Raw genomic sequence first — 22,346 nt, 5'->3', positions numbered from 1 at the left:
TGTCTAGAGTTCGAGTCGGCAGAGCCCGCTTGGCGATGGCTCTGCCGCAACATCGAAAACAACTGCTCTCGATAAAGAGCGCTGAACTGGACGACCTTTTCGAAAGGCGCTGCCGGAAGTCCGTAAGGGACAACGCCGCTCGAACCATGCCCCCGCCGATCGGCAGTTTACCAATTACTATTTGTGAGCACGTCTCGCAGGGCTTCCTCCCTCCTTATGCCCGACTGGAACAGGTCGATCAGCCTTTGCGCGAGTATTTCCGCTTCTTCGCTGTCGGCCCGGAGCTTTCGAAGCTCCAATTCGCAGTCGAAAACTCTCTGCAGCAGACAGAGGTCGTCCGGTCCGAGAGGAGATTCATAAGTGACTTGGCTGGCAGGATACATGACGCGACTCCCTCAACTGAGGCGAAAGCGCAACGTCCCTTCTTCAAGCTTTTAAGCGGCGCTCTTGATCGCTTGCCGCTGATGTCTGGAAGTATACGCCACGATTGTGGCGGTGCTGCCACAAAAGGAAGGACTCCGAACCAGATGGGCATTGGCGCGTTAACGAGGCACCAACATACGGACAACTGTTAGTGAATCAGGTACTTTTTCGCATCGCTGATTTTCTTTCTCGCCCTCCCGGCTTCTATTTCGTGATCGCGGCGATGATTTGCGAGCACCGCGCTGGTGCCATTCGGCCTCACCAGCGTCATCACCTATGCGCTGTCGGTCGTGGCAATCGTGATCACGAGCGTCGTCTTGATTCAAGGCTATCGCGACACTTCGGCCATCCACGCCAAGCTCGACGAAATCATCGTATCCATGCGTGAGACCCGAAACCACGTGGTCGGCCTCGAGCATGAACAGCCGGAGCACATCGCGGCGGCAGTCGAGCGGGAAGCAAGAACTGGTTCGCACTGCTCTTTTGCTATCATCGACCACGGAGCAACTGGAATGAGTTCTGACCAGCGGACCATGTTGTCAATCGCGCTTACTGCGGTCATCGCTATTTTTGCGGCGACTATGATCGGATTATTCTTGGCTTAATTAATCTGCAGGTGACCTGAAGCGCGCTTTGCTTGTGTGAATACTCGAGGACCGAGCAGAAACGAAACCTGACGATCGCCATTCGGCGCCCACGGCGGAGGCTGCGGTTCCTCGCAGCTCTCGCTTTTCCGTAATTCTTTGGTGGTAGACAGTAAGCGGTCAGCCGATAACGTCAGGCTTGAACTTCCAGGGCATGAGCCCTTCGATTTCGGATGCTGGCCAGCCCTGAGCAATGCGGGTCAAGGTTTGGGAGAGCCAGTCGAGCGGATCGACGCCATTCATTTTGCAGGTTTGCAGCAAGGTGGCCACCGTCGCCCAGGTTCGTCCACCACCCTCGCTGCCGGCGAATAGACTGTTCTTTCTCGTAATTGTTTGGGGCCTGATCGCGCGCTCGACGATGTTGGAGTCGATCTCGATGCGACCGTCCGTCAGAAAGCGTTCCAACGCCTCTCGTCGGGTGAGGGCGTAGCGGATCGCCTCGGCGGTTTTGGATTTTCCCGAGACCTTGCCCAGTTCCTTTTCCCACAACTCGAAGAGGCTGGCGACGATGGCCGCGGATTTTTCCTGACGCCGCGCCGCCCGGCTCTCGGCATCCTTGCCGCGAACCTCATCCTCAAGCTTCCACAACTCGGTCATGGCGATGATTGTATCCGTCGCGGCCTGCGAGACCCCGCTGATATGCAGGTCGTAAAACTTGCGACGCAGGTGCGCCCAGCACCCTGCGAGCTGGATCGTTTCATTGCTGCCGGTTTTGGCCCGCGCCTTGCTCAGGTTGGGATAGGCCGAGTAGCCATCCACCTGCAGGATGCCGCTGAATCCGGCGAGATGACGCGCCACGCAATCGGCGCCCCTGCCGTCCTCAAAGCGGTAGGCCACCATCGGCGGGCTGGTTCCGCCATAGGGTCGAGCAAAGGTAGTCAGATCGGCCTGCCCACTCTCCGCTGCGAAATCAACCAACAGCGAAGCCCACTCGAAGTGATGGCCGGGCTCGGTCCACTCGCCCTTCTCGCCGCGGGCAGGCTTCCAAGCTTCGTCGAAATATTCGCCGACCGTCCAGTTTTCCGCATCGAAAAAATGGCTGCGGAAAAGATCGATGATACCGGCAGCACGCCGCAAATAGCTCCGCTCTCCGGTTGCCGCGTACCAAGCCAGGAAGGCTTCAAGCAAATGCATGTGCGAGTTACTGCGCCGTCGCTGCCCGCTCCCCTGCGAGGTTTCCAAGAAGCCGGTCAGTCGTTCATCCTCCAGATGCGAGTCCAAGAATGCAAATGTCTCCTGGCCGAGCCGTAGCGCATCGGAATTGCCGGCCTGATGAGCGTAGGCGAGCATAAGCATCACGCACGCGTGATCAAAAGCGTCCTCACAAGCGTCGGCGACTGTGCCGTCTACGTGGAGCATCCGCGCCCAACCGCCGCGTTTCGTACGCCCCTTCTCCATGAAAGTGATACCGTGTGCGATCAACCGGTCGGCATCACCTTCCCACCCGCGCAGCTTCGCCATTGAAAAGGCACAGACCTGGCGGGCCATCGTACGCATGCGCTTCGGCTTCATAAGCGGCATAGCCTCGAAGCTCAGCGCTTCGTGGAAACCGCCGTGACGCTCGTCGACGCCTGCGGTCGACCACAGCGGCAGCGTTTCGTCGAACAACCAGTGGGCGACGCGCTTCCGACAGGCGCCGGGCAGCAGCACGCGGCCGGCCGCGGGTGTGAACTTCCCCTCCAGGCGCCCGCTCCTCTCCAGTTGTTCGACGATTCGTCTGACGTCCTGGCTCTTGGCAACAGGGGCAACAAAGGTCGCGTCGGCCGTTGCCACGATCGCGATGTCCCTTAGCCCGACCACCGAGAGCAGCCGGCCCTGACTGCGCAGGTAGGAGTGCTTGCAGTCGATCGCGATAACGTCGCCTGCCACGACGTTGCCCTTCGCATCCGTACGACTGATGTCGAGCAGAGACTGCCAGGAACCGAGATCGCTCCACTGGAAGCTCGCCGGTACCATCGCGATGTCGCTAGCATGCTCCATGATGGCATAGTCGATCGAGATAGACGGTATCGTCGAATAGAGCCCAAGCGGCAAATAGGTGCCCGACAGATCCCTGAACGCTGCTGCGAGCGCGCGCTCCGTCTTTACCCACATCTCGACCTGGTGTTTGCGGAAAGCGGAGCGCATGGTGGTGGCGCGGAACAGGAAAATGCCGGCATTCCAGAGAAACTTTCCAGACGCGATATAGGCTTTGGCAGCCTTGAGACCGGGCTTCTCGACGAAGCGGGCGACATCTCGGACATCGCCATCGCCGACTACCTCGATATAGCCGTAGCCGGTCTCCGGGCGGTCCGGCCAGATGCCGAAGACAACGAGCTTTCCCGCTTGAGCGGAAGTCACGCCCCTTTCCACGGTTTCCCAGAACTGCTCGTCGGTGGAAATCTCGTGGTCGGAGGGAACGGTCAGAACCAGCCCGTCACCGTGGACGGCAATCGTCTCGAGTGCGGCCACAGCTACGGCGGCGGCCGTGTTTCGCCCGATAGGCTCAAAGATCAGGTGCCCGCCCGCCAATTCGATGCCAGCAATGTCAGATCTCACCCGGTCGGCATGGCGCTCCGAGGCGATCACGTAGACAGGCGTATCGCCGGCCCCCCTGGCCCCCAACCGCAGGACGGTGCTGGCGAGCATCGAGCCGTGGCCGACAAGGTCGTGGAACTGCTTGGGATAGTCCTCGCGCGACAGCGGCCAAAGCCGCGAGCCGACGCCTCCACACATCACGAAGCAGGAGATCCGCTCTGCCATGCACTCGCCCTTCCTTCCGGGGGATGGGATGCCGCGCGATCGTCTTCACCGCGCTAAAGGCTCTGGTTATAGGCGCCGACCTCCGCATGTTCCCGGAGTATCCGGTCGATAGCCTCGAACATCGCATGCCGGCGCGCTCCCGAAACGGGGCTTTCCACTACCACGACCAGTTCCGGCTTGTTGGAAGAGGCCCGAACCAGTCCCCAAGTGCCGTCCTCGACTGTGACCCGCACGCCGTTGACGGTGGTGAGATCGATGATCTTCTGGCCGGCGATCGGCAGTCCCTCCTGCCGCATCGTCCAGAACCGCTCTATAGTGTGCTCGACGACGGCGTACTTGACCTCATCGTCGCAGTATGGAGACATCGTCGGCGAGGCCCAAGTCACCGGCAGTGCCCGGTAGAGATCGGCCAAGTTGCTGCCCGGATTGCGGTCAAGCATCTCGCAAACGGCGATCGCGGCGGCAAGCCCATCGTCGTAGCCGCGCCCTAGCGGGGGGGGGGGCGAAGAAGAAATGGCCCGACTTCTCGAATCCCGCAATGGCCCCCAATTCGGCGACCCTGCGCTTGATGTAGGAGTGGCCGGTCTTCCAATAATCGGTGTGAGCGCCGTTTGCCTGCAGCACCGGATCGGTCGCAAACAGGCCGGTCGATTTGACGTCGACCACGAAGGTCGAAGCCGGATGCAAGGCGGAAAGATCCCGCGCCAGCATCACTCCAACCTTGTCGGCGAAGATCTTCCTGCCTTCGTTGTCGACGACCCCGAGGCGGTCACCGTCGCCATCGAAGCCCAGTCCGACATCCGCGCCGCTTTCCAGCACCTTGTCGCGCATGGCGCGCAGCATCTTCAGGTCCTCGGGATTGGGATTATAGCGAGGAAAGGAATGGTCGAGCTCGCAGTCGAGCACGATCACCTCGCAGCCGATCCGCTCCAAAACCTCAGGCGCGAAAGCGCCGGCCGTGCCGTTGCCGCAGGCCGCGACGACCTTTAGTCTCCGACCGATGCGCCTGCAGCGGACCAGATCGTCGATATAGCGCCGGCGGAAGTCTGGAACGAACTCGTAGGCTCCGCCGCCGGTCAGGTCGAAGTCGGCTTCCAGCACGATTCTTCTCAACTGCGCCATCTCGTCCGGCCCAAAGGTCAACGGACGGGCCACGCCCATTTTGAAGCCGGTCCAGCCGTTTTCGTTGTGCGAAGCGGTCACCATCGCCACAGAGCGCGTGTCGAGCGCGAACTGCGCGAAGTACGCCATCGGAGACAGCGCCAGCCCGATGTCCTTGACGCGCGCGCCCGCGGCCATCAGCCCGCAAACCAACGCGAGCTTGATTGCCAGCGAATAGGAGCGAAAGTCGTGTCCCGTCACGATTTCCGGGCCGGCGCCCGAGCGTCGAATGAAGGTGCCGAGCCCCATTCCCGCGCCTGCGCGCCCATCAAGTTCAGCTCCGGGGTCTTGCCAGCACCGGGTCGGCCGAACCACCAACGGCCATCATATTCCCGAAACCCGGTCGGCCTTATCAACGTCCTTGTCTCGTCGGTAAGCTTGTCGGGTCCGGCATGTTGGAGGGGCTCAGGCGCTTGTGACGAGCCGGCACGGACGATTTTCACCTGCACCGTCCCGCGCACCGCCAAAGTTCGGAGCGACTGCAGGATCGTGGTTGCGCCATTCCCGGCTCGGCCTCGAGGGAAAGCATATCTCTCAACTTGTAAGCAACACTGTTCCCCTTCGTAACCTTCGGCTCTTTCACGACAGTCCGGGTATGCACCTTGGTAGTGCTCTCACGCGGATTGAAATCTGTCTTTGCGCTCGGTGCATGCAGTTCGAGCGCGGTGCTGTCTCTGAGTCGAGCCACTGACATGTTGGAAACTCCGCTCTCGCGGCAGTATGAGACGGAAAGGACCGGCTGAACCGCACCCAACACCGTTCAAAAATGCCTATCAAAAGCACCTGCGAAGCCAAAGCAAATAGATATGAAAAATTGGCCTGGTTGGCGTTATCACTGCTCTCCAAAAGAGCTAGCACGAGGACTAGAATTTAGCATAAATCCAAACCAGTTGGAAGTATGTATAGGTGAGCTGCATTTTGAACTTTTAGTCTAGAGATTTCAGTACATAGCCCGTTTGGGCTACCTTTATCGTCTTTTTAACATCAGCAGCCGCGCCTCCTTGCCCGGTTTGGGGAACCCGAGCGCGTACTGTCGGTTTCAATCAACGCATTAGGCGAGCCATCGAATAAAGTTACAGCGTGCTCGATGTCAACTCAGCAATAGTTCCGGAGTTTTACCCCTAATGGGTTAATTAGATCTACGCATACTGAACCAACCAAATGTACTATATGGAAAACTTGAACTTACGTCTCCTTTGGCTTTATTATGCCTTAGAGCGACAGGCATCCGCCGAACCGGGGGCGGAGTACCTCGCGAGCGAGAGCCGGCTCGAACTTCTGAGTATTTGCAGGCGTTCGAGTCGCAACGCACTGGTTTTCACGAGTGCTTCCTGCTGGCGTCGCGGCAGTGCGGTTTCCGCGATGCCAGGACCGGTGAGCCCCAGTAGGCCGAGACGAATTCCGGCGATCACCGGCGAAGCAACGGATGGCACATAGGAGTGGCAGTGATGTCGGTCCTGGTTACGGGCGGAGCGGGCTACATTGGTAGCCACATGGTCTGCCTGCTCATCGATGCCGGTGAAGAGGTTGTCGTGCTCGATCGGTTGTCGACCGGGTTCCGCTGGGCAGTCGGCCCGGCAGCCCGTTTTTACGAAGGTGACATTGCGGACCGTGGTCTTCTCCGGATGATCTTCTCCGAAAATGCAATCGATACAATCGTCCATTTCGCCGGCTCGATCACCGTTCCGGAATCGATCGCCGATCCGCTGTCCTATTACGAAAACAACACCGTCAGTTCGTGCGCTCTGATCGCCGCCGCTCTTGAAGGCAAGGTGCCGTATTTCGTATTTTCCTCCACGGCCGCGGTGTATGGCACGCCGGAGAATGCCGGACCAGTGGCCGAGACCGCAGCGCTGCACCCCGAGTCACCCTACGGCACATCGAAACTAATGACCGAAATGATGCTGCGCGACATCGCGGCCGCATACGACTTCACCTATACGGCGCTGCGCTATTTCAATGTTGCAGGCGCAGACCCACATGGCCGCACCGGTCAGTCGACAGCTGGTGCCACCCATCTCATCAAGGTCGCGATCGAAGCCGCGCTCGGCAAGCGCAACGGCATCGAAGTGTACGGCACCGACTATCCGACGCCAGACGGCACCTGCGTTCGCGATTACATTCACGTCACGGACCTCGCAAATGCCCACTTGAAAGCCGTGCAGCGCATGCGTGCCGGCGGCAGGTCGATCATTGCGAACTGCGGCTATGGCCGTGGCTTCTCGGTGCTGGAGGTACTGGATCAGGTCAAAGCGGTTTCCGGCGTCGATTTCCCGGTGCGCAAAGGGGCCCGCCGACCAGGGGATCCGGTATCGATCGTCGCCAACCCCACCGTCGCGATGCAGGAGCTCGACTGGAAGCCGCAATATGATGATCTTTCTTTCATCATACGAACGGCGCTCATATGGGAAGATCGCCTTCCCAGAGCGCCGTGCGTTTCAGACGCACGAAGAGTGCTGTAGCACTTCAAACGGACGGCTTCTGGAGTGGATAGTAAAGCCGGTTGGCACCTTTCAAAAAGCGTAGGACACGATTTCGACAACCTCGGGATTTCTGGGGCCGCGGTTGCACCGACGGTTGGAAGCGGTGGCGCGACAGTATTTTACAACGGCTCTGATGAACGACCGGTTGAATCGCCCATCAATCCTTCCGATGCGAGCCCCCAGCTCTTTCAAGCGGGCCTTCACGACGTAAGCGAACAGACCTGAATTGACTTTGGGCAAATCACGTACGATCTGCCTGCGTTCCGGCTGAGAAAGAGCCGACAGACGCTGGTTGAGATCGGCGAACGCCCTGGTTTTCGCTGTTGCCGCGGCAAAGAGAAATTGCTGAACGTTCCTTGCCGGCACAGGCAGCATCTCGATCGATGCCGTGAGCAGTGCCTTTGCCTTTCTCGGGGCCTTTCGCACAAGCCGCTCCTTGCCGTCCTGCTTGCCGTCCCGGTAAGCTGCTACTAAAGCGAGCAAAGCCTGGCGATCACCCTTGCTTCGCGCCTCTTCGAGAAGACTAAGAGCCCCGGACGGATCCCTTGCGGTGCCATAGCCGTAGAACATCGCGTCGGCGAGGGCGACGGCGGCTCCATCGACACCTTCATTTGCTGCCCGACGCAGGCGAGCGGTTCCGTTTGCGGCGATTCTTTTCCGGCCGGCGGAGGCCTCGAGGACACCCAGAGCGATGGCCGCACCGCGATTCCCCGCCTCCCAGGCCTTGCGGTAGGAGTCTGCGGCCTTCGCGAGGTTACGCGAGCCGAAAAGTCCTTTGCGGTAGCCGTCACCGAGGCGAAGAAGTGCAGTCGTGCTGCCTTTCCCGGCAGCCGATTCATAGTAGTTCCTCGCCAAACTCGCTTCGATCGGCACGACCTCGCCCGTTCCATAGTGATCGCCGAGAGCAAGCAAAGCCCGCGCTTCACCACTTCTGCCAAGGTCGTGAAGTTCTGCCAGCGCGCCGATAACGTCTTTCCGCGTGCCCTGGCCTCGCGCTTGCATCTCCGCAATTTTCACGGTCGCGTCGATGGAGCCTTTCGCCGCTGCCCGCCGGTAGTGTTCGATGGCGAGGAAGTAATCTGCTGGCACATCCTCCCCACGTGAATAGAGATCGCCCAGTCGCAAATAAGCCTCGGCGGAGCCGAATATGGCGGCGGCTCTCTCCAAGGCTGTCAATGCCAGATCCGACCGCACGGCTATACGTCCAGACAGGCATAGGCCAGCGAGCGCCTGTAGCACACGCGCATCATCGGCCCGCGTCAGCTCCTGCAGCGCTGTGAAGCCAGCCACGATGTCGCGTTCGGTTCCTTCGCCGCGAATTTGTAACTCGGCGACCCGGAGCTTGCCTTCCAGATTGCCTTGCGCTGCGGCTCTGGCGTACGCCTCGAATGCTCTTTCCGGTTCAGGAGCTCCCTCGAGGAATTGTCCCCGTAAATACAGATTACCCACTCCGATCAAAGCGCCCGAATCCCCGAGGGTAATAGCGCGCTCGTAGAGATTGAGCGCGAGGCGGCCGTCAGGTAGGTCCGCAACGGTGCCCGCAAGCGGAGAGGGTGCTGAAACCGCTAAGAGCGCATCAGCGCCCGCCTGGCGCAGCATCTGCTGGTACTCGCCAAGTTGGCGCTCTACGGTCGTCCGGTCGATGCGCCGTGCAATGTAGAGGTCGGCTAGTTCCGACAGCGTGCGTCCGAGTGCAGGCTGCGCCTCGTCCGCCGGAAAGTTTGCTGTCAACGCACCGGTTGGCAACTCGTCGCCCGATACATCTCCCGACACCCCGGGAAGAATTGGCATGCTCAGTAGGAGGATCGCTCGAGCCAGGCCAATCCGCAGGGAGCGGCGCATCACGGGTCCCTTTCCTGTCCGCCGCTTCGAAAGGTCCGGGCCAGAGAACGGTGCAAAGCCCGGACCCGCCGTGCTGCTCGCCACCCTCGAGCGATCAAACGGTCTGCCGGCGGCGCGACTGGAAGCCTCGATGTGTCCATGAGGTCAATAAGGTCTGCGGGCGCGATGTCGCTTGTAACGGTAACACGCGACAGTTCGAATAGGCCTTCAGTATCAGCGCTTAGGGCATTGCCCACGCGGCACGCCGCAATATAGCCCGCCTCCTCCGCGAGCCTGCGGATCGTTCTGGTGGCATAGCCATGAGGATAGGCGAACGTCGCAACCGTGTCGCCGAGCCCGTCTTCCAGCGCGTATTTGCTGTCTTGGATCTCGCGTGTCGCCTGCTGGTGCGTAAGTATATCGAGCTCTGGATGGCTCACCGTGTGCGCGCCGATCTCTATGCCAAGCCCATGCAACTCGCGCAATTTCCGCCAATCCAGCATCGGACGGTTGCCTTCTCCAAGGCAAGTGAGCCAGCGGCTGGTCCTGCCGACGAATCCGGAGACTACGAAAAGTGTTGCCCGGAAGCCATGCGAAGTCAGTACCGGCATTGCCCCTTCGAAAAAATCCAGCAGCCCATCGTCGAACGTTATGAAGCAAGTCCTCCGGGACAATGGCTGGCCACTTCGCCGCAACAAAGCGAGCTCCTGAACTGTCATCGGTCGGTAGCCGCATTCTGCCAGCGCGGCCATCTGAGCTTTGAATTTGGCGGGCGGTATCGACCAGTGGCGATACGCCGGCGCGAAGTCTTCGCTGACGCTGTGGTAGAGCAGGATTGGAATCGCTTGCATCTTCAGGTTTCCTTGCTTGCGATCGCATTGCTGGAACTCGCAATGCTGCGTGCCCGGTCGTCGCGTCGCATCTTCGAAAGACTGCGTAGATAGCCGGGCACGCCTGCAACGATGCCGAGACGCTCGATCCAGACCAGCCGCTTGGGATAATCGGATGGCAGCCGATGCCTTTTGATTGAAAAGGGGCCGGCCATATGAAGGATGCCGGCTGGCAGGGCAGCTGCGAGCCGAAGTAATCGACGCGGATCATCCAGGAGGATCTTCGTCAGATACGCCCCGAGACCCACGCCATAGCAATAGGCCTGCCGACGCATTCCGTCCTCTCCCCGCCGATGATGATGCCAAACAATCCCCTGTGGCTGATAGACAAGTTGGAATCCGCCGCTGATGATCGAGAAAAAAGCTGCGAGATCGTCGCCGCCACACGCCAACGTTCCCGCTCCCAATGCGGAGTCGAAACCGCCAACTTGCTTCAAGGCACTGGCACGGAAGGCCATATTGGCCCCCGAGCCGAATTGCCCCGCAGTGAAGGGAAACAGAGCTCCCTTCGGCCGGTTCGCCCCAAGGTCGTAGGTCCGGGGTCGGAGACCCTTGCCGAAGCCGCCATGCCGCTCCGCCCAGACCTGTGCCCGCGTTTCGAGTTCGGCCGGCAGGATCAGACCGGTCACGCAGCCTACCGCCGCGTGCTCCTCCATCGGAGCAGACATCGCCGCGACCCAGTAGCGGTCGAGCACCACGTCATCGTCGGTGAAGAGCACGAGGTCGCTGGAAACATGTTGAAGACCCGTATTGTGGGCGCGACCGAGCCCCGGTATCGGTTCTAATACATGGCGAACACGTCCGGAATACTGCCTCGCGAGGAGATCCGCAGTCGCCGTCGACGCTGGCGCGTTGTCTACTACGATCACCTCATCCGGCAGGCGGGTTTGGTCGAAGAGCGAAAGGAGGCAGCGATTGAGGCTGTTGGCCCGGTCTCGCGTTGCGATGACCACGGCGACCCCATGACACGGCCGGTCTAAAGAGATGGAAGATAACGGACGAAGAGATCCGAGGGCGGACAGCACCTCTGCTGTCTCGACGACCGGGCCCGGATGCTCCAATTCAACGATCGACAGTGGTTGCACTCCAGAGCGGACCAGGCAAAAAATCCCCCCATAAGAGCCCTTCCCTTCGCTGACCAGCGAGATCGACGAAGGCGGATTGGCTATGTCAATCGTTACAACCTTTATGGGCTGGAAGGTTCTCACGCTCATGTGGTCCCACGGGCGCCGGGACAGTTTCGCGATTGCATACCCCGCCACGGTGAGCGTAAGACCAGCCAGGATCCCAGCGGCACGTGTCAGGCCCCAGGGGTCTAGCCGCAGCACCGCATCGAGCAACGCCCGCGCCACACCTTTCGGTAGGGTGCGTGTCACGTAAATGTGTTCGGCGGACAGCCCGGCACCCGCGCCAAGCGACTCGACCAGCGCATTTTTCGACCGTCCCTCCGCAAGACAGCGCTTACGGAAATAACCCCAAGTCGATCGTCCTGTCGGCACGCGATGATGAACCACGGCTTCGGGATCATAGAGGATGATGGCCTCGGGCATCCTTTGCCGAGTGCGAATGCACAAGTCAGTCTCCTCGCCACCGGCCGCGTCTTGGTCGGTGCGTCCGAATCCCTCGCGGAAAAACCCGATCGTCTCGAAAACCGTTCGGCGAAACGACATGTTGCAGCCTATTGGGTTGCGTACAGGGTGCAGGCTTTGCGGTAGGCCGCGATAGCTGCACCCCACTACCCACTGGAACTCCTCCGGAAACCACGGAGGCCGGCCACCTTGCCAGAGCGGCAAGACCTTACCACCGGCAGCGACCACTGCGGGATTGTTGTAATGCCTCGTGAGGCGCCCGAGCCAAGCAGGCTCGGCGATCGCGTCGTCGTCGAGAAAGGCGATCACAGTTGTCCAGGTTCGGCGGATGCCGGCATTGCGTGCGCCGGAAAGCCCCCGCATGCCATCGTTCGGGACGACCTCGAAGTGCGGGAAAAACTCGCGCGTATCGTGCAGCAGGCTTTCGTTGTTATCGATGACGACGACCACCTGGTCGGGACGATGTTCTTGTTCTTGGACGGAGCGTATCGCCTCGTGCAACTGCTCGCGTCGCTGGTTGGAATAGGCGCAGATGATAACAGCAATCGATAACACGACCGGAATCTCAACGTGGCTAAATCGGACGTTTCCTTATTACGGCTACAGCTTTGCCGCCGGAGGTGAACCCCAACCGGACGATGGTCTTCAGGACGCGCCAGCCGTCGGGGAAGGTTCGCAAGTTGCTTACGCCATGGATGCGCGCGTGCTCCCGACTTGGCAGCTCGACGATAGCCAGCTTTGTTTGGAGTGCACGAATGCTCATCTGCGTTTCGATCTCAAATCCCGGAGCGATTTCGACGCCGAGATAGGGCAGCACGTCGCGCCAGAAGGCATTGTAGCCGTAACAAAGGTCGCTGTAGCGGCCGCCGAAGCGCAAGCGAACAAGATGGACCAATCCCCAGTTCCCTAGCCGCCGGTACCATTCCATGTCGCTCGTCTCACCACCTTGGAGAAAGCGCGACCCTTTGACGAAATCGGCCCCGGCAAGGAGAGCGCCGACAAAGCTTGCCATCTCTCGGGGATCCGCTGAGCCATCGGCGTCCAGCGTGATCAAGATGTCGCCTCGCGCGGCGGCGAAGCCGGCTGCAAGTGCCGCGCCCTTGCCAAGCCGCGGTTGCTCGACGACGACGATGTCGGGCCTGAGCTGCCGCGCCACGGCAACCGTGTCGTCGTTGGAACTTCCGTCTACCAGAATCACCTCTTCCACCCACGCCGGGATGCGGGGTAAGACATGCGGCAAGTTATCGGCTTCGTTGACAGTCGGGATGATCACGCTCACGCTCGGCACAATCATCGTGTGCGCGGTGTCGTGCGATCTTCGTCTGTGTGACGCAGAATTGCCCATCTTTGCACACGCTTGAGTAATAGCAAGGTGCTTCAACTGGCAAACATCTTCTTAGCTGCCTGGAGGGCAAAGCCAACCCCACCAGCGGCAGATCATTTCCCACACTTCTTTTAAAACATCCAGAATACCGTGGCGGCTCACGAGAGTCGAATAGTCACATTGGATTACTACGTCTTAGCATCCTGGCTATTTACTTTCGCTGCATTCGTTACGAACGTGCGCGCCAGGCGCTCGCGGACGGCCACTGAGCTGCCTGCCCGCCTTAATCGCGGCGGGCGCTCGGAGTTTCGGCTAAACCTTGCTTCGGCTTCAGCAGCGTAAACACCTTCACATTCGGAGTAGCGTGGACGACGATGAAGCGCGGTGAGACCAGCAGTGCATTCTCGATGCGTTCGAAGTCCCCCCGGCGCATGTACCCGCCCGCTTCGAGATAGGCCTTCTGGCTGCGGGTCAGGATTACGTAAGCGTCCTTCCAGCGCGGGTCACGCATCCAGCGACCCAGCACCCCCTCAGGGTCACTTGCGATCCTTTCTTTCGTTCCCTCACTCTCTTCTGAGATGGGCAGATAGGAAAAGTTCTCGTAATTCATGAATTGAGAAGGATAGCTGCGGGCGCCTTCGATCAGCAGGGAGCCTGGCGGCGCAGTTGAGTAAAGCCACTCGGAAGCAGCCACTTCATCGGGTGTGAACCGATATTCTCGATCCTTCCCATCATTGGCGAACAGCAACCCGACTGCCGAAAGGATGCAGGCGGCGCCTAGAATCGGAAACACAAAAGCGGACCGGCCGCATTGAGGCGCCGGGAAGAAAGCAGCCGCCGTGAAAAAAGCCAGAAACGGGAGGGAGAACAGATAGACGCGGAATACAGACTCGCCACCATAGGCGGCAGCCAGCAATGGTGCCGGCGAAAGCACGAGGGCGGCAGCGGTGAGGTCCCAGTACCCCCGCTTCAGTCGGCGCAGCCCGCCGTATAGAGCAACAAGCACGATCATCGTCGAAAACACCCGTCCGACCCAGACGACCCAAGCGCGGTCGGGACTGACGAGAGCAAGATTGGCGAACTTCGACGTTGCCTCCGAAAGCTCCCAAAAAGAAGCAATCTGGCTCTGCAATTGCGAGTAAACGAACGGCGCCGCTCCCCACAGCAGCCAAAGCGTTTCAGCGACTAGCGCGAACACAAGGTAGGACGGTGCAATCCATCCGAGCATAACGAGCATGATGGCCGACAGAATGACAACCAATGGCGTCAGTTGATGAGTAACAACAATCGCGAGAATGGTCACCATTGCGAGCGCGGCAAACAGCGCGCAGGGAAGCTGCCCGACCTCTTTCGATTTCAGTCCTACTGAGAAAGCAGCCGGCCCGAGACTCTTCAACAGGCGCGGATGCCGCCTCGCGACGTTTGACCTGTTCTGACGCAGCGGCCCGAGAAAGAGACCGAGCAGAACCAGATAGAGCAAGAATGTTATGCCCTGGGGCGAGAAATAGTCCTGGCCGATCCAATTGGCGGCGACGAAGAACCAGCCCGCTGTCAGCAGCAGACGCTTGTCCTCGGTGAAGCTTTCCAGCAGCCACAGGAAAACTGCCAAAAGGGCGATATTCAGTGCAACCGGCGTAAACTGGAGGACGGAAGCAAGGTCGATGGGACGTGCATCGAACAGATCGGCGATCCAGGCAGTGACGACGAACAACCCCGGCCAGTTGTGATAGGCCGAAAGGAAAGAGGCTGCCGGATCGACGGTCCCATGCCGTTGTATGTAGTCAACAATGCCGAGATGTTTCCAGGCCCAGGAATAGCGCAGCGTCTGATATAGAATCGGGGGTGTCGCGTGCAGGATGAAGATCAGCGCGACGAGATAGAGATAGGGAAGAACGCTGTTCACGCGGCGGTAGGCCACCTGCCACGCAAACCCCGTGCAAAGCAGCACCAGCGACAGATAAAAGGCCGGCGGCAGTATCGACACGAGGCCGAGATCCGTCATGCGGTTCGGGTCTATTGTCGGCAGTGAGAGCTTCCAGAGCAGGATCGCCGCGGCAAGCAAGGCCAATGCTACCGCGACGTATGCTTTTTCGACCACAGCGGCAGTGCGCGAGACTGCCTCGAGCGCTCTACGCTCCGTGGCGCCGCCGGCGACGGCTAACTCTACGGCGGGCGGGGTGCGCGCGAGCTCGGTGACTAGCTCATAGACTGAGGCGCGAATCTCATCCGTCCGGTCGGCAACGGCCGCGGCTGCCACGGCTCCTTCCGCCTTCCTCTCGCCGGGCCTGTCGGCGCTTGTCTTCTCTGCCACCGCAGCTGGCGTTTCGGTGATGACCGCGCGGGCTTGCCGGTGCGACGCCTCGAGACCTTCGACCGTCGCTCCTCGCCGGCGGCGGCCCCGAGGCGGCGGAGGCGCCTTGTCAGGGCCCTCATCTTGGACACCGGGGACGGTTAAGGCTAGGCCATTATCGATTTCCCGTAGCCGCTGCGCCGCATTGTCGAGCTGCTTCTGGGCTTTCTCTATACGTCTGGCAAGCGGACCCATCCCCTTGCGGGGCCGCTTTGCAGGCTTGGCCGCGGATCGGCCCGCACTCGGTTTCGTTGCCGCCGGCGCTACCCTGCGGTGCTGTCTTGCCTTGCCCGTGGTGGGTTCCGGGGTTAACGCGGGGGCTGGCGGCTCTTCAGGGATTGCTGGTGCTGGCTCGCGGGCAATGCGGTTGCGCTTGTCTGATGTGCCCTTCCGGCGCTCAGTTTTCGCTTTCCTGGGCATCGCTGCGACTCACTATGGCAGTGCCGACTTGGTCCTGGACCCGTGGATCTTCAGGCTTTTGAGACCGGTGGTAACGGCCGACAACAGCCCGCCAGCGGTCTCGGAGTCCTGAATATAGCAGGCAAGGACCAAATCGACGTTGATGGATACCCAGAGAGGCTTGTTGGCGAAGCTTGATGATTTAGACAGGTTCGCCGCAATGTGCCGCCACCATGCCAGCCCGCAGAGCGCTCGAATGACTGCGTGGTGGCGCAGAGAGCCATAGGATACTTCGATAGCTGTCCGCAGCGAAGCCATGCTTAGTTCTTCCTGGCGTGTCAGCTCTGGATTCTGCAGCATTTGCCTCACAACGAAACCCAGTTCTTCGCCGCTACCCAGCGCACGGGCCGTTAGAAGCATGAACATCGCGTCGATCCCGGGGGGAGCGTCGCAAGAGGCAGCTTCCCAATCGACGATCGCAACCAGCCGAGCGTCCGTGTCACCCGGCCCTACCGCAAAAAGGAGATTGCCCGGACAAAAGTCGCCATGGCCGAGCCCAAGCGGCAGCCGCCGTCCCGCCCAGAACTGACGCTGCTCCTTGAGGAAATGAGCGAGCCCCTTGGCGCGCGTCGCATCGTCCAACAAACAGCACTGCACCTTCCTTGCGGCTTCGACGCCGCCGTCGACCCAACGCTGCAACCATTGTCTGTCGATCGTTCGTGTCATTGCCGTGCGCGCGTGAATCTCGGCAATGCCAGCGATGGCGCATGTAACGGCAGGGAAATGCAGGCGGCCTGATGAAAGTACGGCGCGCCCGTCCTCTCCCGGCCATGCATGCTCCGCCAAGCTAACCTCCGACGTCGACACGTGGCAGGCAACGATCCTTGAAACCTCGAAGCCGAGATCGTCGAGCAAGGGCTCGGTCCTCAGGGCCTGCGCCCGCAATATGTGCCGCACAAGAGCCCCCCGCCCTCCGGCGGATGTAGAGGATTTGAAGATCAAACCCTCCCCATCGGTCTTCAATGCCTTAAACAGCCCCGTGCGCACGTCGCTCTCACGGCGGAATTCGCGAACGGTGCGGGGATCGGCGGCGCCAAGCCGTGTCACCGCGCAAAACTGCGCGATAGAGACTTCGAGCGACACCGAGGATCGCTCACGAGGAGCGATGCTACGCCAATGCCGCGCTAGCGACGACAGGATTCGAAGGCCTAGTTCGAATCGGCCCGTTGGGCCGAGACGAAGCGAGACATAGGCCAGCAGGGCGAGCGCAACACAGCAATGCGCGACCAGCCATGCGGCCGCCATGCCGACGGCACCGGCGGCGATCACGAGCGGCGTACCGAGGCCGAGCACGATTGCGAGCGTCACGACCTGCGCGGTTGCCACGACTTCTGTCCGGCCAGTTGCCCGCGCTACGGCAAGCATGAGGGTAACGAGGCTCCATGGCAGGCAAGACAGGGCGAGAAGCTGCAGCAACAGGGAGCTCGCTCCCGCATATTGCGCGCCTAGCAGCGACAAAAGCAGCGGCGCACCGAGAAGGAGAAGGGCGACGCCCGCCAGAAGGGGCACGGTCGCGTAGATCAGCGCGTCGACGGCCAGCTGGTGCAGCCTGCTGCGTTCGAAAGCGGCCTCGGCAAGCAGGGATACTCCCATGGACCGGCTGACGAGATAGAGACCGTAGGCGACTTCCCAGGAGATGTAGTAGACGGCCAGCTCACCCGGGCCGCCGTAATGAAGTATGATCAGCGGCGCGACGCCAATGGCCGTCATGGAAGTGAGAGTTCCCGCATAGTCCCAGCCGAAGTAGCGGATCAGCGCGCGCCTGTCGGGCGCGCAGGTTTCCGCATTGTGTTGCGGCAGAAAGCGAAAAAAGATCAGCCAGTTGGTTAGCGCAAGCAACAGGGGAAGTGGCAACACCCACGCGGCATAAAGGCCAGAGCCGAGCAGGGAGGAACCGGACAAGAGCGCGAGCAGCAGCAGCTTGGCGGCAGAAAAGACCGCGTTCTCGACTGGCACTACGGTTGAGCGTCGCAGTCCGGCGAGCACGCTGTCCTGCAGGGCGAAGAGCGTCCAGGCGACCGTTGCTACGACGAAAGCGGCCATTAAAAGCGGTTCGTCGCGGAGAAAACCCAGTTCCGAGACGAGATGCGAGATAAATAAGATGATCAATGTAGAGAAGATTGCCGCGCCGCCGCCGGCGAGGGCATAGGCCGCCAGTATCAGCCGCAGGGCGTTCCGTCCGGCGGGGGGCAGGTAACGATTCAGGAAGTTACCGAGGTTGAGCTGGGAAATGTTACCAAGCGTCAGCATGGTGGAAATGAGCGCCGCCCCAATACCCACCTGCTCAGGCGAGTAGAGGCGGGCCGCCAGCCCCCAGAACGCAAGCCCGAGGGCCGATGTGAGTCCGGCGCTCGCGATCAGTGCATAGCCGTTCCAGATCAGTGGGGAGCGTACGGCCGCTGGTAGGGCATGCCGCACCTGCAACAGAAGTGACGGAAGCCTGGCGCGACTGTGGGGCTGGCTCAGTGACATCATCATCCATCCCGTTGCCAGATGCGCACGTAATCGATGAGATACTCGGCAGGGAAATTCGTATTCTCCGAGGGCGACCCAGCCCATTCTCCGCCGACGGCAAGGTTGAGCAGCAGGTACATGTCCTCGTTGGAGATTGAGCCAGCGTCCGAATATCGCCACACCTCCTTGCCATCGAGATACCAGATGATCCTGTCGGGATCCCAGGTCAGGCTATAGACGTGCCAGTCCTGCGTCAGATTTGGTGTCTTAACCTTCTCGCCGACGCTCTGTTTTTCGCCGGCCTCGTCGCGGTAATGATAATGCACCCGCAGGGTCGTCGGGGAGTCGCCGAGCGCCTCCATGACATCGATCTCCGGTCGCGACTCACGCGTCTCCGGCAACAACCAGATTGCCGCCCATAAGCCTTTGCCATCCGGGATCTTCGCCCGTACCTCGACATGCCCGTAGCGGAAGCGGACTCGTGAGGGCCGGGGCAGTTCCTCGTAGTCGCGGCCGGTGGTGACCATTCCCGACGTATATTCGAAAGTGCGCCCCTCGAAGCCAATGATGTTTTGCGGTCTCGCCTGCAGCCGCAGAAGCCCCTCGTTGAGGGAGACGTTCTCGGGCCGATACCACTGGAGTTCCCCATTCCCGAGATTGGTGCAGCCGTCCTTATTCCACCAGTAGCAGGTGGTCCATTTCTCCCGGTCGAGGCTCACCACGTCGAACTCGTCTGCGAAGATCAGCCGCCACGTACCGTCCTTGACGAGCGGAGTTGGCTCAGTAGCGAGCCTCGGCAGCAGGACGAAGACCACTAAACACGCAAGCCCCACGAGGACGGGCAACCACTTAGGGTGCATCGCGAAACCCCAGAATGCGTTTGACGGCCCCTCGAGCAAACCCGTCGAGCCGGGCCAGTGGAAACCGCTCGTAACGGTATTCCGCATAGGGAACGGCAACGGCTCCGAATCTGCATTTGAACTGTGCGATCGACCTGGAAATTCCGGTCTCGCCCATATGGTAATGCGTGCTGCCGAGACGGCACGCGTCCTGAATCGCGGTCGCCTGCAGCAGGTCTGTGGCCTTCGTTTCCCCGGCAAGGGGTTCGTCTATAGCACCTCGGGTGTAGTGCGCCTGCCGGTCCGCCAGAACGAGGATCGCTGCTGCCGGTCGTCCGCCGGCGCGGGCAACATACAGACGAAATCGGTTGCCCATTCGCGCGGCCATGGTCGTGAATTTCGAGCGTGAATCCCGGCGCATGCCGCGGAAGTGCGCGAGCGCCGCGGGTTCGTGCTGCTTGCGCGCCCAGCGAACGAAGGAGAGTTGGAGCAGCTCATGAAATTCGTCGATCAACCCCTCACTGTTACCCACATCCACTTCAACGCCTAGCCTGCGTGCGCGGCGGATGTTTGTGTGGGCATTGCGGTGGAAGCGTCCGCGCACAGCGTCGAAACCTCCCGAAAGGTCGACCACATGCGCGCAGCGAGGGATTGAAGTCCACGCCGGTCTGGCCCCGGCTGCCCAGAGGTCGGCGGTAAGCGGGTTCGGCCGGATCTTGACGCCGAGACAGGGGAAGGTTTCGAGATGCGCGAAAATAGTCTCGAGATGCGCGGGCGTGACTGCGCCATCAGACAGGATGCCGCCGAACCCCCAGGCCGGCGGCGGCGACCAGGCGTAGCGTAACGAACCGACGCCCTTGGTAAACAGGGGAAGCACAGCGCGGGCCCCGTCGTCGAACTCATAGAACTGCGGGCTGCTGCGGAAGTTGCCAGCAGCTACGACCGCCTCGGCCCATTCAGGCGACAGGCTGGCGATCGCCTCGTCATTCCGCTGATAGAGTTCGCGCCAGATGGTCTCAGCGGCCGGATTATCGAAACGAGACAGACCGACGTTAGCCACGGACTCACCATCCATTTCGTGCGATAATACGGTCGCCAAGGAGGTGCTAACCCAGTTATGCGGCAGACTGAAACCCGATGCAGTATTATAGACGCGTGACGCACAAAATGAAAAGTTGGGGCAACCTCGAAACTACCAAACCGCTTGAATATACACCGACACAGAACGCGCGTGAAGGTCGAGTTCTCATAAGAAGCTGTGGCCAATCTTTAAGCGTGATCCTCTGTTTCGGGTTAGTCTTGGCGTCGGTGGTGCCGGCCAAAGCCGCGTCGCCGGTAGAGCTTGACACGCGGAACGTAGCGCAGCCGGCCATCGCATCGGCACTTCGGGAAGCCTATCAGTTGCCACTCTTGATCGAGGGCATGCGAGCTGGAAATACGATCTCGGCCAATGATCCGGAAAGCCCTGTCGAGCATGAACGCACAAGGCTGAAACGGATCATGGTCGAGCTCGGATATCTGGATGCGCAGGTCGCTCTGGATCGTTCCAGCACCGGATTGGTGCTCCGGCCGTCGCTGGGTAAGCTTTATACTGTGGCGGCTGTACTCCTGAAAGGAGTTAAGCAGCAGGAACTCGATCGACAGGTGATTGACGAACTTGCATCCATTATCGATGACTACATAGGTCAACCCGCCAGCGCACAGGCTGCGGACAACCTAGGCAGCCGCATCCTCTATCGGGTCGGTGAGATCGATTTTGCTCTGGCACAGCTCAGCAAGGTGGAGTGGATCCGCTCGGGGAACGGCGTTGTAACCGCCCTCGTGCACCTCGAAGCTGGTCCTAGATTGCGTTTTGGCACAGTGACGTTCGACGGCTTGCGCCGCCTGCGCGAGAGTGAGATCAAGCGCCTCATCCCCTTCCGGCCCGGAGAGCGCTACGAGCGCGGCAAGGTAGAGGAGATGCGGGAAAGGCTTAAAGCCCTTTCCAACGTCGATGCTGTCAACATCGGCACAGCAAGGGGGAACGATGCGACGCTCGACCTCGCGGTGCGTCTACAGGAAAGGCCGGCCAATCCGTCATTGCCACAGCCACAGGGAACATTCGGTTTGGTAAGCGGGGTGGCCACCCTGACAGGGCTGGCGATCATTCAGATCGCAACGAGTGCGGGTATCTCCCCAAACCGCTTGCGGCCAGTAATGTGGATGACGACCGCATGCGCCCTGACATTTGCGGGCCTCGCAATTCATAGACTGGCCCACTTCCTGTAGAAGGCGTTGGCCTCAGTTTTCTCCAGATGACGCTCCGGGACGAAGCGGATCTGCGACGAGAGAATAGCGGCATCCGAAGCGCATGTCCCGCTTTGGGGTCGAATCCCGACCCCGTATCTTTTCCCTTGAATGGATTCGTCGCCCGTGTTTGGTCTTTTTCGCGACATCCGCATTGTGGCGTTCAGCGGTCATTCAGTGCCATCCCAATAAATTTCGGCTATCCACCCGACTGCGGCAATCGAAAGCCGGCAACATGCCCCCAAGCCGGGATGCCGACTCCTATCCCTCGCCTTGAAAGGAATTGAATCGTAGACTCCGCTATTCCAGCCACGCCGCATGATCTGCGCCGCGGCCAAAGCGCAGAGACTGTACCCCCTAGAGCGTTGCCTTTTCCGCCGGGACCGTCACATCGGACCCGCCTTATTCGTCGCGGGTTGCGGCGTCAGCTTCGGCCGTCGCTAGAAATTGAAATAGATGGTGACTCCTGGCCGCCGGTGGTAGCGGTGGTAGTCACGATAGCCGTAGTATCCGTAATGGCGAGGATAGCATCGGCCGTAGTAACGGCAGGAAAGCCGAGCGTGCCGCCTATTCCAGTGGCGCTCCGCGCGCCAATGACGCCGGTGTCTAACCTGTTCGACGGCGCCGGTCTGCACTTGCTCGTGTTTCGGCACGAAAGTCGGCGCGGCGTTTAGCGGTAAAGCGAAGGACGCAGCCAGCAGTACGGCTGTGAGGGCGGCCAAGAGCTTTGTCATCGTGGACTCCTCTCGCTGCCTATCAGATTGAGCCATCGAGCCTGAACCGCTGATGAATGGCGACGCTCGGGCTGAGCAAGATCGGTTTCGAGATGCAGCAGGTCAACGATATAATCGACCTACTGAACCCGCTGTACGCGCGTTCGG

At 60.4% G+C, this 22,346-nt stretch carries 11 protein-coding genes and 4 pseudogenes; 3 read left to right on the top strand and 12 right to left on the bottom strand.

All coding sequences use genetic code 11. The features are described 5' to 3' along the window. Positions 1–574: 574 nt before the first annotated feature. Positions 575–878, top strand: a pseudogene (locus SS05631_RS06530) (low affinity iron permease family protein); the annotation flags it as partial. A 309-nt stretch (positions 879–1,187) separates the two neighbouring features. On the opposite strand, the pseudogene SS05631_RS31615 reads toward SS05631_RS06530, so the two are convergent. The 3 pseudogenes from SS05631_RS31615 to SS05631_RS06520 all read right to left on the bottom strand — a co-directional run. Beyond that, positions 1,188–1,934, bottom strand: a pseudogene (locus SS05631_RS31615) (IS66 family transposase); the annotation flags it as partial. Between the two features lie 60 nt (positions 1,935–1,994). Then, positions 1,995–3,782, bottom strand: a pseudogene (locus SS05631_RS06525) (AGE family epimerase/isomerase); the annotation flags it as partial. 80 nt (positions 3,783–3,862) lie between these two features. Next, a pseudogene (locus SS05631_RS06520) lies at positions 3,863–5,326 on the bottom strand (phosphomannomutase/phosphoglucomutase). A 1,092-nt stretch (positions 5,327–6,418) separates the two neighbouring features. On the opposite strand from SS05631_RS06520, the gene galE reads away from it, so the two are divergent. Next, positions 6,419–7,432, top strand: coding sequence for a UDP-glucose 4-epimerase GalE (gene galE / locus SS05631_RS06515; RefSeq protein WP_050988420.1), 1,014 nt, complete (start codon positions 6,419–6,421; stop codon positions 7,430–7,432). Between the two features lie 51 nt (positions 7,433–7,483). Here galE and SS05631_RS06510 read toward each other — a convergent pair whose 3' ends face one another. From SS05631_RS06510 to SS05631_RS06475, 8 genes are all read right to left on the bottom strand, one after another. Then, on the bottom strand, positions 7,484–9,295 hold the full coding sequence (locus tag SS05631_RS06510) for a tetratricopeptide repeat protein (RefSeq protein ID WP_037426849.1): 1,812 nt from the start codon (positions 9,293–9,295) through the stop codon (positions 7,484–7,486). Beyond that, complete coding sequence (locus SS05631_RS06505) at positions 9,295–10,125, bottom strand: polysaccharide deacetylase family protein (protein ID WP_037426846.1); 831 nt, start codon at positions 10,123–10,125, stop codon at positions 9,295–9,297. Before SS05631_RS06505 ends, SS05631_RS06510 begins: the two co-directional genes overlap by 1 nt. A gap of 2 nt (positions 10,126–10,127) precedes the next feature. Further along, on the bottom strand, positions 10,128–12,308 hold the full coding sequence (locus tag SS05631_RS06500; protein WP_050988419.1) for a glycosyltransferase: 2,181 nt from the start codon (positions 12,306–12,308) through the stop codon (positions 10,128–10,130). 19 nt (positions 12,309–12,327) lie between these two features. Further along, on the bottom strand, positions 12,328–13,134 hold the full coding sequence (locus tag SS05631_RS06495) for a glycosyltransferase family 2 protein (protein WP_244412417.1): 807 nt from the start codon (positions 13,132–13,134) through the stop codon (positions 12,328–12,330). Between the two features lie 226 nt (positions 13,135–13,360). Continuing rightward, positions 13,361–15,334, bottom strand: a complete 1,974-nt coding sequence (locus SS05631_RS06490) for a hypothetical protein (RefSeq protein ID WP_157213222.1) — start codon at positions 15,332–15,334, stop codon at positions 13,361–13,363. 525 nt (positions 15,335–15,859) lie between these two features. Beyond that, positions 15,860–18,361 carry a phosphotransferase gene (locus SS05631_RS06485; RefSeq protein ID WP_144353224.1) on the bottom strand — a complete coding sequence of 834 codons (2,502 nt, stop codon included), beginning with the start codon at positions 18,359–18,361 and terminating at the stop codon, positions 15,860–15,862. Then, positions 18,361–19,200, bottom strand: coding sequence for a glycoside hydrolase family 16 protein (locus SS05631_RS06480; RefSeq protein ID WP_037426837.1), 840 nt, complete (start codon positions 19,198–19,200; stop codon positions 18,361–18,363). The genes SS05631_RS06485 and SS05631_RS06480 overlap by 1 nt, the downstream gene beginning before the upstream one ends. Beyond that, complete coding sequence (locus tag SS05631_RS06475) at positions 19,190–20,278, bottom strand: GNAT family N-acetyltransferase (RefSeq protein WP_157747990.1); 1,089 nt, start codon at positions 20,276–20,278, stop codon at positions 19,190–19,192. The genes SS05631_RS06480 and SS05631_RS06475 overlap by 11 nt, the downstream gene beginning before the upstream one ends. Before the next feature lie 68 nt (positions 20,279–20,346). Here SS05631_RS06475 and SS05631_RS06470 point away from each other — a divergent pair, with 68 nt between their 5' ends. Then, entirely contained in the window at positions 20,347–21,447 is a 1,101-nt protein-coding gene (locus SS05631_RS06470) for a POTRA domain-containing protein (protein WP_157213220.1), read from the top strand. A 458-nt stretch (positions 21,448–21,905) separates the two neighbouring features. Here the strand turns inward: SS05631_RS06470 and SS05631_RS31770 are convergent, their stop codons facing one another. Continuing rightward, entirely contained in the window at positions 21,906–22,199 is a 294-nt protein-coding gene (locus tag SS05631_RS31770) for a hypothetical protein (protein ID WP_083854333.1), read from the bottom strand. Positions 22,200–22,346 lie beyond the last annotated feature (147 nt).

This window comes from Sinorhizobium sp. CCBAU 05631 (assembly GCF_002288505.1).
GTDB lineage: Bacteria > Pseudomonadota > Alphaproteobacteria > Rhizobiales > Rhizobiaceae > Sinorhizobium > Sinorhizobium fredii_C.
The sequence above is the reverse complement of the archived record's forward strand: the minus strand, read 5'-3'. Positions and strand labels throughout refer to the sequence as shown.

Bases quoted from the DNA above. Each gene is read 5' to 3' on its own strand.
- SS05631_RS06470 (WP_157213220.1), top strand. From the start codon at position 20,347: ATGAAAAGTTGGGGCAACCTCGAAACTACCAAACCGCTTGAATATACA.
- SS05631_RS06505 (WP_037426846.1), bottom strand. From the start codon at position 10,125: ATGCAAGCGATTCCAATCCTGCTCTACCACAGCGTCAGCGAAGACTTC.
- SS05631_RS06480 (WP_037426837.1), bottom strand. From the start codon at position 19,200: ATGCACCCTAAGTGGTTGCCCGTCCTCGTGGGGCTTGCGTGTTTAGTG.
- galE (WP_050988420.1), top strand. From the start codon at position 6,419: ATGTCGGTCCTGGTTACGGGCGGAGCGGGCTACATTGGTAGCCACATG.
- SS05631_RS06510 (WP_037426849.1), bottom strand. From the start codon at position 9,295: ATGCGCCGCTCCCTGCGGATTGGCCTGGCTCGAGCGATCCTCCTACTG.
- SS05631_RS31770 (WP_083854333.1), bottom strand. From the start codon at position 22,199: ATGACAAAGCTCTTGGCCGCCCTCACAGCCGTACTGCTGGCTGCGTCC.
- SS05631_RS06485 (WP_144353224.1), bottom strand. From the start codon at position 18,361: ATGATGTCACTGAGCCAGCCCCACAGTCGCGCCAGGCTTCCGTCACTT.